The organism is Blastococcus sp. SYSU DS0617 (assembly GCF_054051075.1).
Genome location: NZ_JBJHAO010000002.1, coordinates 224267 through 237474, shown reverse-complemented (window position 1 = coordinate 237474; position 13208 = coordinate 224267). Strand labels below are relative to the sequence as shown.

At 74.1% G+C, this 13208-nt stretch carries 16 protein-coding genes; 12 read left to right on the top strand and 4 right to left on the bottom strand.

The window, feature by feature from the left end:
• Window positions 1-120 precede the first annotated feature (120 nt).
• Together mshB and ACI793_RS03765 are read left to right on the top strand one after the other, a co-directional pair.
• Complete coding sequence (mshB, locus tag ACI793_RS03770) at window positions 121-1011, top strand: N-acetyl-1-D-myo-inositol-2-amino-2-deoxy-alpha-D-glucopyranoside deacetylase (RefSeq protein WP_456605022.1); 891 nt, start codon at window positions 121-123, stop codon at window positions 1009-1011.
• The gene (locus ACI793_RS03765; RefSeq protein WP_456605021.1) at window positions 1008-1427 is read left to right on the top strand and encodes a hypothetical protein; all 420 of its coding nucleotides are present in this window, start codon (window positions 1008-1010) and stop codon (window positions 1425-1427) included. The genes mshB and ACI793_RS03765 overlap by 4 nt, the downstream gene beginning before the upstream one ends.
• Here ACI793_RS03765 and ACI793_RS03760 read toward each other — a convergent pair.
• Complete coding sequence (locus tag ACI793_RS03760; RefSeq protein ID WP_456605020.1) at window positions 1384-2115, bottom strand: GNAT family N-acetyltransferase; 732 nt, start codon at window positions 2113-2115, stop codon at window positions 1384-1386. The genes ACI793_RS03765 and ACI793_RS03760 overlap by 44 nt on opposite strands.
• 158 nt (window positions 2116-2273) lie before the next feature.
• Between ACI793_RS03760 and fdxA the strand changes: the two genes are divergently transcribed.
• Entirely contained in the window at window positions 2274-2600 is a 327-nt protein-coding gene (gene fdxA, locus ACI793_RS03755; RefSeq protein WP_091764542.1) for a ferredoxin, read from the top strand.
• Window positions 2597-3715, top strand: a complete 1119-nt coding sequence (gene dapC, locus ACI793_RS03750) for a succinyldiaminopimelate transaminase (RefSeq protein ID WP_456605188.1) — start codon at window positions 2597-2599, stop codon at window positions 3713-3715. The genes fdxA and dapC overlap by 4 nt, the downstream gene beginning before the upstream one ends.
• 16 nt (window positions 3716-3731) lie before the next feature.
• Here dapC and ACI793_RS03745 read toward each other — a convergent pair whose 3' ends face one another.
• Complete coding sequence (locus tag ACI793_RS03745; RefSeq protein ID WP_456605019.1) at window positions 3732-4238, bottom strand: hypothetical protein; 507 nt, start codon at window positions 4236-4238, stop codon at window positions 3732-3734.
• A 103-nt stretch (window positions 4239-4341) separates the two neighbouring features.
• On the opposite strand from ACI793_RS03745, the gene ACI793_RS03740 reads away from it, so the two are divergent.
• The 3 genes from ACI793_RS03740 to ACI793_RS03730 all read left to right on the top strand — a co-directional run bounded on the left by ACI793_RS03740 (window position 4342) and on the right by ACI793_RS03730 (window position 7706).
• Window positions 4342-4800: a helix-turn-helix transcriptional regulator gene (locus tag ACI793_RS03740; RefSeq protein WP_456605018.1), complete on the top strand. Its 459-nt coding sequence runs from the start codon at window positions 4342-4344 to the stop codon at window positions 4798-4800.
• Between the two features lie 10 nt (window positions 4801-4810).
• Window positions 4811-5224, top strand: coding sequence for a VOC family protein (locus ACI793_RS03735; RefSeq protein WP_456605017.1), 414 nt, complete (start codon window positions 4811-4813; stop codon window positions 5222-5224).
• Window positions 5225-5324: 100 nt separating this feature from the next.
• Window positions 5325-7706 (top strand): ATP-binding cassette domain-containing protein, encoded by a 2382-nt coding sequence (locus ACI793_RS03730; RefSeq protein ID WP_456605016.1) that lies wholly within the window; start codon window positions 5325-5327, stop codon window positions 7704-7706.
• A 10-nt stretch (window positions 7707-7716) separates the two neighbouring features.
• Here ACI793_RS03730 and ACI793_RS03725 read toward each other — a convergent pair whose 3' ends face one another.
• Together ACI793_RS03725 and dapD are read right to left on the bottom strand one after the other, a co-directional pair.
• On the bottom strand, window positions 7717-8334 hold the full coding sequence (locus ACI793_RS03725; protein ID WP_456605015.1) for a hypothetical protein: 618 nt from the start codon (window positions 8332-8334) through the stop codon (window positions 7717-7719).
• An 81-nt stretch (window positions 8335-8415) separates the two neighbouring features.
• Window positions 8416-9390: a 2,3,4,5-tetrahydropyridine-2,6-dicarboxylate N-succinyltransferase gene (gene dapD / locus ACI793_RS03720; RefSeq protein ID WP_456605014.1), complete on the bottom strand. Its 975-nt coding sequence runs from the start codon at window positions 9388-9390 to the stop codon at window positions 8416-8418.
• 52 nt (window positions 9391-9442) lie between these two features.
• On the opposite strand from dapD, the gene dapE reads away from it, so the two are divergent.
• Genes dapE through ACI793_RS03695 form a run of 5 tightly spaced genes read left to right on the top strand, consistent with a single transcriptional unit; the run spans window position 9443 to window position 13195 of the window.
• The gene (dapE, locus tag ACI793_RS03715; RefSeq protein ID WP_456605013.1) at window positions 9443-10549 is read left to right on the top strand and encodes a succinyl-diaminopimelate desuccinylase; all 1107 of its coding nucleotides are present in this window, start codon (window positions 9443-9445) and stop codon (window positions 10547-10549) included.
• Entirely contained in the window at window positions 10546-11451 is a 906-nt protein-coding gene (locus ACI793_RS03710; RefSeq protein ID WP_456605012.1) for an LOG family protein, read from the top strand. The genes dapE and ACI793_RS03710 overlap by 4 nt, the downstream gene beginning before the upstream one ends.
• A gap of 1 nt (window position 11452) precedes the next feature.
• Window positions 11453-11821, top strand: a complete 369-nt coding sequence (locus ACI793_RS03705; protein ID WP_456605011.1) for a DivIVA domain-containing protein — start codon at window positions 11453-11455, stop codon at window positions 11819-11821.
• Window positions 11814-12293, top strand: a complete 480-nt coding sequence (locus ACI793_RS03700) for an SRPBCC family protein (protein WP_456605010.1) — start codon at window positions 11814-11816, stop codon at window positions 12291-12293. Before ACI793_RS03705 ends, ACI793_RS03700 begins: the two co-directional genes overlap by 8 nt.
• Window positions 12290-13195, top strand: a complete 906-nt coding sequence (locus ACI793_RS03695) for a DMT family transporter (RefSeq protein WP_456605009.1) — start codon at window positions 12290-12292, stop codon at window positions 13193-13195. Before ACI793_RS03700 ends, ACI793_RS03695 begins: the two co-directional genes overlap by 4 nt.
• Window positions 13196-13208: the final 13 nt, after the last annotated feature.

The following is a 13208-nucleotide window of genomic DNA, read 5'->3' as shown; positions in this document are numbered from 1 at the left end:
CGCGGTGTGCGGTGAGGGAGGACGCCGTCCGGTGAGGGTGGACGCCGTCCGCGCAGGGCGGCGGCACGTGCCAGGGGCACGGCGCGCGGCCGCGGTGCGATCCGGCAGGATCACGGTGTGATGGCTGACCGGCGCGTGCTGCTCGTGCACGCCCACCCCGACGACGAGACGATCAACAACGGCGCCACGATGGCGCGCTACGTCGCCGAGGGTGCCGTGGTCACCCTGCTCACCTGCACGCTGGGGGAGGAGGGCGAGATCCTGGTGCCGGAGCTGGCCCAGCTGGCAGCCGACCAGGCCGACCAGCTCGGCGGCTACCGGATCGGCGAGCTGCGGGCGGCCATGGCGGCGCTGGGCGTCACCGACTTCCGCTTCCTCGGCGGCGCCGGCCGCTACCGGGACTCCGGGATGATGGGGACGCCGGCCAACGAGCACCCCCGCGCCTTCTGGAACGCCGACCTCGACGAGGCGGCGTCGCACGCGGTCGCGGTGATCCGCGAGATCCGGCCCCAGGTGCTGGTGACCTACGACGACTTCGGGGGCTACGGCCACCCGGACCACATCCAGGCGCACCGGGTGGCGATGCGCGCGGCCGACCTGGCCGCGGACCCCGGCTTCCGGCCCGACCTGGGCCCCGCGTGGACGATCGCCAAGGTCTACTGGAACGCCATGCCGCGCTCGATCGTGCAGCGGGGCATCGACGCCATGGCGGCCGCCGGTGACACGACCTTCTTCGAGGGGGCCACGAGCGCCGACGACCTGCCCTTCGCCGTGCCGGACGAGGTCGTGACCACGGAGGTTGACGGCGGGGCGTTCGCCACCCACAAGGACGCCGCCATGCGGGCGCACCCGACCCAGATCCTCGTGGACGGCCCCTTCTTCGCGCTGTCGAACAACCTGGGGCTGGAGCTCGCCGCGGTCGAGCACTACCGGCTGGTGCGTGGTGAGCGGGGCCCGGGGAGCGGCCCGCACGGCTGGGAGGACGACCTCTTCGCCGGTCTGGACAGGTGATCGCACGGATCGCCGTCACGACCGGCTGGGCGGTCCTGGCGCTCGTCGTCGCTGCCTGGCTGGCGCTGGTGGAGGTGTTCTGGCTGCCGCTCAAGGTCGGCCCGGTGCCGGTTCCGCTGTCGGTGCTCGCGGCCGTGACCGGGAACCTGCTGCTGGTCCGGCTGGCGCACCGGCTGTCGGGTTCCCGCGCGGTCGCGGTGCTGCCGGCGCTGGTCTGGCTGGTCGTGGCGCTGGCCGCCACGGTGCGCCGTCCCGAGGGCGACCTGGTGCTGATCGGTACCGGCGTGACCGGCGCGGTGGGTCTGGCGTTCCTGGGCTGCGGCGTGGTCGCGGCGGCCTTCGCCGCCGGCCGGGTGCTCGCCACCCCGACGGTCAGGCGGGCACGGTCCGGTAGTGGTACCGGTGGTGCTCGGTGAACCCCAGCCGCGCGTAGAGCGCCAGCGCCGGCTCGTTGTCGTCGCTGACCTGCAGGAGGCAGGAGTGCGCGCCCCGCTCCCGCCCGGCGGCGGCGAGCGCGGCCATGACCGCGCGGGCGAGGCCGCGGCGCCGGAACTGCTCGGCGACGGTGACGGCGGTGATCACCAGCCAGCCGTCCGCGACCGCCCCGCGGGCGACCGCCGCCGGCGGCGCGGGCGCGGGAGCGGGCCGGACCGAGGCGAACATCGGGCCTTCGGCGCGGGTCAGCACCGCCCGGGCCTGGGGCGGGAGGGCGGCGCCGCGGTAGCGGTACCCGGACAGCCAGGCGTCGTCGGGCGCGGGGGAGACCTCCACCGGCACGTCGGGCGCCGGCCGGTCCGGCAGCGGGGCGGTGAGGACGAGGACGTCCTCGCCGCGCGTCCAGCCCGCCGCGGCGAACGCCGCGTCGGCGGCGCCGGCCGGGCCCGGCAGTTGCGCCCGCGGGGGCAGGCCGCGGTCGGTGTACCAGCGCGAGACGGAATCGACGGCGTCCGCGAGCGGCTCGGGGGCCTGCCCGACGACCAGGACGGAGTTGGCCCGACCGCTGAAGCCACCGCCCGCCCGCAGCAGCCAGTCGCCGTGGCGCTCCTCCTCGAGCCCGCGCCAGGTGCGGGCCGCGACCTCCTCGAGGGTCCGCACGTCGATCACGCGCGTTCGCCTCCCGCCGCTCGCGGCCGTCCCCCCACGGGGTGAGCGCCGAGGAAAGGGCACCCTTCCGAGCCGTCCGGCCGCGGGAGGGTGATACTAATTCAGCCGATCGACCGTCCAGCGGTCGCCGCCCGCACCGTCCTCCGGGAGGAACCACCGTGACCTACGTCATCACACAGGCCTGCGTCGACGTCCTCGACAAGGCGTGCATCGACGAGTGCCCGGTGGACTGCATCTACGAGGGCGACCGGATGCTCTACATCCACCCCGACGAGTGCGTCGACTGCGGTGCGTGCGAGCCGGTCTGCCCGGTCGAGGCCATCTACTACGAGGACGACGTCCCGGACAAGTGGAAGGACTTCTACAACGCCAACGTGGAGTTCTTCTCCGACCTGGGCAGCCCCGGCGGCGCCGCCAAGACCGGCAAGATCAACAAGGACCACCCGCTGGTCGCCGCCCTCCCGCCCCAGGGCGAGGGGCACTGACCGCCCAGCTCCCCGGCGGACCGCGCGTCCTCCCGGACTTCCCGTGGGACGCGCTCGACGCAGCCCGTGAGCGGGCCGCACAGCACCCGGGCGGGGTCGTCGATCTCTCCATCGGCACCCCGGTCGACGCCACCCCGGCGCTGCTCGGGGAGGCGCTCGCGGCCGCCGGGGACGCGCCGGGGTACCCCGCCGCGCTGGGCACGGCGGCGCTCCGCACGGCGGCGGCCGGCTGGCTGAGCCGCCGGCTGGGCGTGACGGTCGCCGATCCGCTCGCTGCCGACCCGTCGGTGATCCCCACGGTCGGCTCCAAGGAACTGGTGGCTCTGCTGCCGACCCTGCTGGGGCTCGCCGGTGGTGGAACGGTCCTCATCCCGTCCGTCGCCTACCCCACCTACGAGGTGGGGGCCGTGGTGGCCGGGCTGACGATCCGGCGGACCGACGTCCCGCCGCCGGATGCCGACGGCGTCGTGCTGGTCTGGCTCAACTCGCCGGGCAATCCGCACGGTCGCGTCCTGGGCGACGACGAACTGCGCGCCTGGGTCGACTGGGGGCGCACGAACGGTGTGCCCGTCGTCGCCGACGAGTGCTACGTGACCCTGGGCTGGGACGTCGAGCCGCGCTCGCTGCTGCACCCGGCGATCGCCGGCGACGACCACACCGGGCTGCTCGCCGTCCACTCGCTGTCCAAGCAGTCCAGCGCCGCGGGCTACCGGGGCGGCCTGCTGTCCGGGGACCCGGCGCTGGTGCGCCGCGTCTGGGAGGTGCGCCGGCACCTCGGGCTGCTGGTGCCCACCCCGGTGCAGGCCGCGATGACCACGGCGCTGGCCGACGACGCGCACGTGGACGCCCAGCGCGACCGCTACCGGTCCCGCCGGGACCGGCTGGCCGGGGCGGTGCGCACCGCCGGGCTGCGGATCGACCACTCCGAGGCCGGCCTCTACCTGTGGGTCACCCGCGACGAGGACTGCTGGGCGACCATCGACTGGCTGGCCGGTCTGGGTGTGGTCGCCGCGCCCGGCAGCTTCTACGGGCCGGCCGGGGCGCGGCACGTCCGCATGGCGCTCACCGCCACGGACGAGCGCATCGACGCAGCGGTGGAGCGGCTGGCCGGCTGAGCCGGCCCGAGCGGGCTCAGACCGGCTCGCGGTAGCGGACCACCGTCGACGGCCCGACCCGCCGGGCGCCGGTGAGGCTCAGCGTCGCCCGCCGGAAGATCTCCTGCGGGGGGAGGCCGGCGTTGAGGGCCGCGACGCCGGCAGCCGCCGACAGGCCGGGGATGCCGAGTCCGGCGACGGCGGCCGTGAGCCGGGCGGCGGCGGCCTCCGCGGCGCTCTCGGGACCGGAGAGCACGATGGCGAACTCCGCCGCTCCCGCGCCTCCGAGCCAGTCGTCACCGCGCAGCGAGCGGGCCAGCAGCATGGTCACGGCCGCGCGCGTCGAGGCGGGCGTCGGCCAGCCGTCGTCGCGCCGCAGCAGCCCGAGGATCAGCAGGGTGGCGGGGGACTCGTCGGCGGAGGGCAGCCGCTCGGCGAGCCGGGCGAGCAGGTCCTCCCGGTTCGGCAGCAGGACCGTCACGTCGGTGATCGCGGCGTCGTCGGCGCCGGCGGCGCCGGTGGGGGTGGAGGGCGCGATCGTCATGCCACGGTGTCGGCTCGCCGACCCGGTGGGTTGAGCCCCTCTCCCTCAGCCGGGGGACCGACGTCGCTCCTCGGGGACGGCGCGACGTGGCAGCATCCCCCGGGTGAGCAGCGGAGCGGCTCCAGAGCAGCGCCTGCGCGACCTGGCCAGGCTGCGCCGGGTGAAGGACCGCATCGACCGGGAGTACGCCCAGCCCCTGGACGTCGAGGCGCTGGCCCGTGGGGCGCACGTGTCGGCCGGGCACCTGAGCCGCGAGTTCCGTGCGGCGTACGGCGAGTCGCCCTACGCCTACCTGATGACCCGGCGCATCGAGCGGGCGATGGCGCTGCTGCGCCGGGGCGACCTGACCGTGACCGAGGTCTGCTTCGCCGTGGGCTGCTCGTCGCTGGGGACCTTCAGCACCCGCTTCACCGAGCTGGTCGGGATGCCGCCCAGCGCCTACCGGCGGCGGGCGGCGGGCATCGCGGGGCTGCCCTCGTGCATGGCCAAGCAGGTGACCAGGCCGGTCAGGGTGCCGGATCGGTCAGGAATCGAGAAGCACCGGGCGGGCAGCCGTCCCTAGCGTGACCGCCATGGACCTCACCATCCACCACGCCTTCCTCCCGCACGACGACCCCGACGCCTCCCTGGCCTTCTACCGCGACGCGCTGGGCTTCGAACTGCGCAACGACGTCGGGTACGAGGGCATGCGGTGGCTCACCCTCGGCCCCGCCGGTGACCCGTCCGCGACGACCCTCGTCCTGCACCCTCCGGGGGCCGACCCCGGCATCACCGACGACGAGCGGCGCACCATCGCCGAGATGATGGCCAAGGGCACCTACGCCTCGCTCGTCCTCGCCACCGCGGATCTCGGCGGTGTCTTCGACCGCGTCGTCGCCAGTGGCGCCGAGGTCATGCAGGAACCGGCCGACCAGCCCTACGGGGTCCGCGACTGCGCGTTCCGCGACCCCGCGGGCAACACCGTCCGCATCCAGCAGCGCAGCTGAGAAGCGGCTCCTCGACCGGTCCTCCCTGTCGGACACCCCTGGTAGAACTCCGGACGGTCGCTGCCGCGCGGCCGGTCCCGACGGATGGAGGCACCGATCCATGAGCGCGACCACCGAGCCGGCTCCGAGGCACGCCGCCGACAGCCACGACGTCATCCGCGTGCTGGGTGCGCGGGTGAACAACCTCAAGGACGTCAGCGTCGAGCTGCCCAAGCGGCGGCTCACCGTGTTCACCGGCGTCTCGGGCTCGGGGAAGAGCTCGCTGGTCTTCGCCACCATCGCGGCGGAGTCGCAACGGCTGATCAACGAGACCTACAGCGCCTTCCTGCAGGGCTTCATGCCGTCGCTGGCCCGGCCGGAGGTCGACCTGCTGGAGGGGCTGACGACGGCGATCATCGTCGACCAGGAGCGGATGGGGGCCAACCCGCGCTCCACCGTCGGCACCGCGACCGACGCCAACGCGATGCTGCGGATCCTCTTCAGCCGGCTGGGCACGCCGCACATCGGCCCGCCCACCGCCTTCTCGTTCAACGTCCCGACACGCAAGGCCAGCGGCGTGATGAGCACGGAGAAGTCCGGCGGCCGGGTCGAGAAGGCCGTGGTGCGTGACGCGGTCTACCTCGGGGGCATGTGCCCGCGGTGCGAGGGCATGGGCTCGGTCTCGGACTTCGACCTCACGGCGCTGTTCGACGCCGACAGGTCGCTGGCCGAGGGTGCGCTGACGGTGCCCGGCTACAGCATGGACGGCTGGTACGGGCGGATCTTCAGCGGCGCCGGCTTCGACATGGACAAGCCGATCGGGAAGTACTCGAAGAAGGAGCTCGACGACCTCCTCTACAAGGAGCCCACCAAGATCAAGGTCGAGGGCATCAACCTCACCTTCGAGGGCGTCATCCCGAAGATCCAGAAGTCGATGCTCTCCAAGGACGTCGACGCGATGCAGCCGCACATCCGCGCCTTCGTGGAACGCGTCATCACCTTCCAGCCCTGCCCCGAGTGCGAGGGCACACGGCTCACCGCGGAGGCCCGGTCGTCGCGGATCAAGGGGAAGAACATCGCCGACCTGTGCGAGATGCAGATCAGCGATCTGGCCGACTGGGTCCGGGAGCTCGACGACTCCTCCGTGGCTCCGCTCCTGACCGGGCTGCAGCACCTGCTGGACTCGTTCACCGAGATCGGGCTGGGCTACCTGTCGCTCGACCGGCCCGCGGGCACCCTGTCCGGCGGTGAGGCGCAGCGGACCAAGATGATCCGCCACCTCGGCTCCTCGCTCACCGACGTCACCTACGTCTTCGACGAGCCGACCATCGGGCTGCACCCGCACGACATCGAGCGCATGAACCGGCTGCTGCTGCAGCTCCGGGACAAGGGCAACACCGTGCTCGTCGTCGAGCACAAGCCCGAGACGATCGCCATCGCCGACCACGTCGTCGACCTCGGCCCCGGCGCCGGGTCCGCCGGCGGCGTCGTCTGCTTCGAGGGCACCGTGGACGAGCTGCGGACCAGCGACACCAGCACCGGCCGGCACTTCGACTACCGGGCGTCGGTGAAGGACGCGGTGCGGTCCCCGTCCGGTGCGCTCGAGGTCCGCGGCGCGTCGACGCACAACCTGCGGGACGTGGACGTCGACATCCCGCTCGGGGTGCTCTGCGTGCTGACCGGTGTGGCCGGCTCGGGCAAGAGTTCGCTGGTCACCGGCTCGGTGGCCGGCCGCGACGGCGTCGTGGTGGTCGACCAGGGCGCGATCCGCGGGTCCCGGCGCAGCAACCCGGCCACCTACACCGGCCTGCTGGAGCCGATCCGCAAGGCGTTCGCCAAGGCGAACGGGGTGAAGCCGGCGCTGTTCAGCTCGAACTCCGAGGGCGCCTGCCCGACGTGCAACGGCGCCGGCGTCATCTTCACCGACCTGGGCGTCATGGCCACCGTCGAGTCCCCGTGCGAGGAGTGCGAGGGGAGGCGGTTCCAGGCGTCGGTGCTGGAGTACACGCTGGGTGGCCGGAACATCGCCGAGGTGCTCGCGATGTCGGTCGCCGAGGCCGAGGACTTCTTCGGCAGCGGCGAGGGCCGCGTTCCGGCTGCGCACACGATCCTCGACCGGCTCGTCGACGTCGGGCTGGGCTACCTGAGCCTGGGACAGCCGCTGACGACGCTGTCAGGAGGCGAGCGGCAGCGGCTGAAGCTGGCCACCCAGATGGCGGAGAAGGGCAGCGTCTACGTCCTGGACGAGCCGACCACGGGGCTGCACCTGGCCGACGTCGAGAACCTGCTGGGTCTGCTGGACCGGCTCGTCGACTCCGGCCGGTCGGTCATCGTCATCGAGCACCACCAGGCGGTCATGGCGCACGCCGACTGGATCATCGACCTCGGACCGGGCGCCGGCCGCGACGGTGGCCGGGTGGTCTTCGAGGGCACGCCGGCCGACCTGGTCGCCGCGCGCTCCACGCTGACCGGCGAGCACCTGGCGGCCTACGTCGGCCGGTGAGCCGACCGGCTCAGGTGCAGGTGAGGGCGTTCGCGATCAGGGCGTCGGTCAGTTCCTGGGCCATGGCCTCGTGCTTGGCATAGGCGAGCGGGAACGCGCTGCGCTGGACTGCGTCGGCGACCCTGGTGAGCTCGCCCGACTCCCAGCCGGGGATCTGCACCAGTCCGTCGTAGAACTTCCCCGCTGCGTAGACGGGGTCCTGCACCTGGTCGGGGGTGCCCCAGCCCTGCGAGGGCCGCTGCTGGAACAGGCCCAGGGAGTCGCGGTCGCCGTAGTCGAGGTTGCGCAGGCCGGACTCCTGCTGGGCGGTGGCCAGCGCGATGACGACCGCCCGGTCGGGGAGCCCGCGCTCCCGGGCGACCCCGGCGATCGTGGTCGCGTGGCGGGCCTGCTCGGCGGTCACGGTGACCGAGCCGCCGTCGACGGTGCAGGTGCCCTCGGCGGGGAGGTCGTCGGCCGCGCGCGCCCAGGCGATGCCGACCACCACCAGCGTCGCGACGATCACCAGCGGCCACCAGTTGTCCTTCCGGCCGCCGGCGCCGCGGCGCTTCCGCGTCGACGGGCGCCGGGCGGGGCGGCGCCGGGCAGGCGCGGCCATCCGCATCGCGGTGGACGGAGGGGAGGCCATCGCCCTCGACCCTAGGCCGCGAAGCTGTGCACTCCCTGGACCAGCAGCTGTGATCCGTGCCGGGCGGGAGCGCCCGCTGCGTCAGTTGGCGTGCAGCTCCGCGTTGAGCGCGCCCCACGTCCGGCCCTTGCGGTCGACGGCCTCGAGCGCGCCGCTGACGCTGTTGCGGCGGTACAGCAGGCCGTCGCGGCCGGACAGCTCCCGCGCCTTGACCACCGAGCCGTCGGGGAGCGTGACCAGCGAGCCGCCGGTGACGTAGCAGCCGGCCTCGACGATGCAGTCGTCGCCGAGCGAGATGCCGATGCCGGCGTTGGCGCCGAGCAGGCAGCCGGTGCCGATGGAGATGACCTCCTTACCGCCGCCCGACAGGGTGCCCTGGATCGAGGCGCCGCCGCCGATGTCGCTGTCCGCGCCCACCACGACGCCCTGGCTGATCCGTCCCTCGACCATCGAGGCGCCCAGCGTGCCGGCGTTGAAGTTGACGAAGCCCTCGTGCATGACCGTCGTCCCCTCGGCCAGGTGCGCGCCCAGCCGCACCCGGTCGGCGTCGGCGATGCGGACGCCGGTCGGGATGACGTAGTCGACCATCCGGGGGAACTTGTCGACGCCGAACACGGTGACGTGGCCGACGGCGGCGCGCAGCCGGTGCGCGTTGAACGAGGCCGCCTCGACCGGGCCGGCGCTGGTCCAGGCCACGTTGGTGAGCAGCCCGAAGACGCCGGTCATGTTGGCGCTGTTCGGTCTGATCAGCCGGTGCGAGAGCAGGTGCAGCCGCAGCCACACGTCATGGGTGTCCACCGGCGGGGCGGCGAGGTCGGGGATGACGGTGCGGACGGCGATGATCTCGACGCCGCGGGCCTCGTCGCGGCGCACCAGGCCGCCGTAGTCGGGGCCGAGCTCGCCGGAGAGCTCGAGCGCGCCGAGCCGGGTCGTGCCGGCCGTCGCCTCCTCCGGAGCACCCAGCCGGGGTTCGGGGTACCAGGTGTCCAGGACCGTGCCCGAGGGCGTCACGGTCGCGAGGCCGGCGGCGGATGCGGAGACGGGCGCGGCAGTCACGGGTAGGACGCTACCGAGACCGGGCGCGGGCGCGCCCCCTAGGCTCGGCGGCGTGAGTGACCTTCCTCCGCTCGACCTCTCCGCCGACGTCCTCACGCTGACCCGTGCGCTGGTCGACGTCCCCTCCGTCTCGGGCGACGAGCGGCCGCTGGCCGACCTCGTGGAGACGGCGCTGCGCGCCCTGGGCGGCCTGGAGGTGGAGCGGGTCGGCGACGCCGTGCTGGCCCGCACCAACCTGGGGCGGCCGACCAGGGTCGTGCTGGCCGGCCACCTCGACACCGTGCCGATCGCCGACAACGTGCCGAGCCGGCTGGAGGGCGACCGGCTCTACGGCTGCGGCACCAGCGACATGAAGTCCGGCGACGCGGTGATGCTGCGGGTCGCCGGGCGCTTCGGCGTCCCCGGCGGGGCGCCCGCGCACGACCTGACGTTCGTCTTCTACGACAACGAGGAGGTCGAGGCCGTGAAGAACGGCCTCGGCCGGGTCGCCCGGGAGCGCCGCGGCTGGCTGTACGGCGATCTGGCGATCCTGCTGGAGGGGACCGACGGGGAGATCGAGGCCGGCTGCCAGGGCACGCTGCGGGCCCGGCTGGCGACGCCGGGGCACCGGGCGCACAGCGCGCGGAGCTGGCTGGGGGAGAACGCGATCCACGGGCTGGCGGGGCCGCTGGCCACGCTGGCCGCCTACGAGGCCCGCCAGGTGGAGATCGACGGCTGCACCTACCGCGAGGGGCTCAACGCCGTGGGCATCTCCGGCGGCGTCGCGGGCAACGTGATCCCCGACGAGGCCACGCTGCTGATCAACTTCCGCTACGCGCCGGACCGGGACGAGGACGCCGCCGAGGCGCACGTCCGCGAGGTCTTCGCCGAGGCGCTCGCCGCCGGGGCGACCTTGGAGATCGTCGACCACTCCGGCGGCGCGCTCCCGGGGCTGTCAGAACCGGCCGCGGCCGCCTTCGTCGCGGCCGTGGGCCGCCCGGCGCGGGCGAAGCTGGGCTGGACCGACGTGGCCCGCTTCGCCGCGTTCGGCATCCCCGCGGTCAACTACGGACCGGGCGACCCCACCCTGGCCCACACCCGCGAGGAGCACGTGCTGGTCGAGCGGCTGCAGCCGACCGAGGACGCGCTCGTCGCCTACCTGTCCGGGAGCACCGCATGACCCTGCCGCCCGATCCGCAGGACGCATCCGATCCGCAGGCCGCACCCGGTCCGCAGGGCGCACCCGGTCCGCAGGGCACACCCGGTCCGCAGGTCAGGCCGGCGCCGCGCAGGCGGGCCCAGCACCGCGGGCCGGTCATGCTGCGGGGCGGAGAGCCCGACCCGGGGACGGTCGGTACGACGACCGACCAGCGGCTCCTCGACAAGCGGGGCCCGAGCGACTGGGTGCACACCGATCCGTGGCGGGTGCTCCGCATCCAGAGCGAGTTCGTCGAAGGCTTCGGGCTGCTGGCCGAGCTGCCGCGCGCGGTGAGCGTCTTCGGCAGCGCACGGACGCCCGCCGACCACCCGCACTACGCGGCGGGCGTCGCGATCGGCGCGGCGCTGGCACAGGCCGGGTACGCGGTCATCACCGGGGGCGGCCCGGGCGCCATGGAGGCGGCCAACCGGGGGGCGTGCGAGGCGGGCGGGCTCTCCGTCGGGCTGGGCATCGAGCTGCCGTTCGAGCAGGAGCTCAACGAGTGGGTCGACGTCGGCATCTCGTTCCGCTACTTCTTCGTCCGCAAGACGATGTTCGTGAAGTACGCGCAGGCCTTCGTCATCCTGCCCGGCGGCTTCGGCACGCTGGACGAGTTGTTCGAGGCGCTGACGCTGGTGCAGACCCGCAAGGTCACCCGCTTCCCGGTCATCCTGTTCGGCACCGACTACTGGTCCGGGCTGCTCGACTGGATCCACCGGACCATGGCGGCCACCGGCACGATCAGCCCCGCCGACCTGGAGCTGCTGACCGTCACCGACGACGTCGGCGCCGTCGTGGCGGCCATCCAGGCGGCCGAGGCCGACCGGGCGCGGGGCGAGGGCGGCGGTGGCATGCGCGCCCCGGTCGGCCCGTCCGACGCCTGACGTGCTCGACCTCGTCCTCTCCCTCGTCGGCGTCCTGGTCGTCGCCGCCCTGCTCTTCCTCGGCGCCTCCCTGCTCCTGGGCCGCGGCGAGACCCAGCCCCCGGCCGACCTGGACCGCTCGCCGGTGGAGCTGCCCGTCGGCCGGCCGATGACCGGCGACGACGTGCGGGGACTGCGGATGACGGTCACCCTGCGCGGTTACCGGATGGCCGAGGTCGACTGGCTGCTCGAGCAGTTCGCGCGGACCCTCGACGAGCGCGAGGCCGAGATCGCCACGCTCACCGAGCGGCTGCATCCGGCGTCCCCGGACGAGCTGAAGAGTGCGCGGACACCACCCCTGGACGACGACGAGGAGAGCCCGCATGCCTGAGCTGGTCGAGCGGATCGACGTCGAGGCGTCGCCCGAGCGGGTCTGGGAGGTGCTCACCGACTGGGTCAACCAGGGCGAGTGGATGGTGGCCACCGATGTCGAGACGGTCGGCGGGCCGGCCCAGGGCGTCGGTGGGCGGCTCGCGGCGCGCACCGGGCTGCCGCTGCCCGGCGGCCGCCACCTCGGGCTGCTGGACACCATGGTGATCACGAAGTGGGACCCGCCGCGGCTGGTCGAGGTGCAGCACACCGGCCGGGTCATCCGCGGTCCGGGCATCTTCGAGATCGAGCCCCGCGGCGAGCACGCCACGTTCGTCTGGACCGAGCGGTTCTACCTGCCGTGGGGCTGGTTCGGGGTGGTCCTCACGCCCGGTTGGTACGCCGCGCGGCCGTTCGTGCGCTGGGGCGTGCGACGCTCGCTGCGCCGGTTCGCGGCGGTCGCGGCCCGGTCCGGGGGAGCCGCTCCCCGGTGAGCCGCCGCGGGTGGGCGCTGTTCGTCGCCATGTCGGTCATCTGGGGCGTCCCGTACCTGCTGATCAAGGTGGCCGTCGACGAGGTCTCGCCGGTCGTCGTGGTCTTCACGCGGTGCGCGATCGGGGCGGCGCTCCTGCTGCCGTGGACGATCCGTCGCGGCGGGCTGGGGCCCGCGCTGCGGTCCTGGCGCTGGTTGCTGGTCTTCACCGTGCTGGAGATGACGGCGCCGTGGCTGCTGCTCTCCTACGCCGAGCAGTCGCTGTCCAGCTCGCTGACCGGGCTGCTGGTGGCCGCGGTCCCGTTCGTCGCCGCCCTCGCCGGCCGGCTCGCGGGCGAGGAGGAACGGCTCACCCCGGTGCGGATGGTCGGCATGGTGCTCGGCGTCGTCGGCATCGCCGCGCTGCTCGGCCTGGACCCGGAGGGGGCGGCCCTGCTCCCGGTCCTCGCGGTGGCCCTGGTGACCGTCGGCTACGCCACCGCGCCGCTGGTCATCAGCCGCAAGCTGCCCGAGGTGCCCGGGGTCGCGGCCGCCTCGGTGGCACTGGCGGTGACCACCGTGGTGTACGCGCCGTTCGCCCTGCCGCAGCTCGGGGACGCCGTCGACGCGTCGGGCGAGGCGCTGCTGTCGCTGACCACCCTCGGGGTGCTGTGCACGGCGGTCGCCCTGGCGCTGTTCTTCGCGCTCATCCGGGAGGTGGGTCCGCAGCGCGCCCTGGTCATCACCTTCGTCAACCCGGCGGTGGCGGTGCTGCTCGGCGTCGTGCTGCTCCACGAGCCGTTCACGCTCGGGATCGCCCTCGGCCTGCCGCTGGTGCTGGCCGGCTGCGTGCTGGCGACCGGCCGCGGTCCCGCGGCGCCGTCGGCCCCCGAGGTGGGGGAGCCGGCCGCCACGGCCCGCTGAACCGTCGGTGCCC

Bases quoted from the DNA above. Each gene is read 5' to 3' on its own strand.
- mshB (WP_456605022.1), top strand. From the start codon at position 121: ATGGCTGACCGGCGCGTGCTGCTCGTGCACGCCCACCCCGACGACGAG.
- ACI793_RS03745 (WP_456605019.1), bottom strand. From the start codon at position 4,238: ATGACGATCGCGCCCTCCACCCCCACCGGCGCCGCCGGCGCCGACGAC.
- ACI793_RS03735 (WP_456605017.1), top strand. From the start codon at position 4,811: ATGGACCTCACCATCCACCACGCCTTCCTCCCGCACGACGACCCCGAC.
- ACI793_RS03730 (WP_456605016.1), top strand. From the start codon at position 5,325: ATGAGCGCGACCACCGAGCCGGCTCCGAGGCACGCCGCCGACAGCCAC.
- ACI793_RS03725 (WP_456605015.1), bottom strand. From the start codon at position 8,334: ATGGCCTCCCCTCCGTCCACCGCGATGCGGATGGCCGCGCCTGCCCGG.
- ACI793_RS03710 (WP_456605012.1), top strand. From the start codon at position 10,546: ATGACCCTGCCGCCCGATCCGCAGGACGCATCCGATCCGCAGGCCGCA.
- ACI793_RS03700 (WP_456605010.1), top strand. From the start codon at position 11,814: ATGCCTGAGCTGGTCGAGCGGATCGACGTCGAGGCGTCGCCCGAGCGG.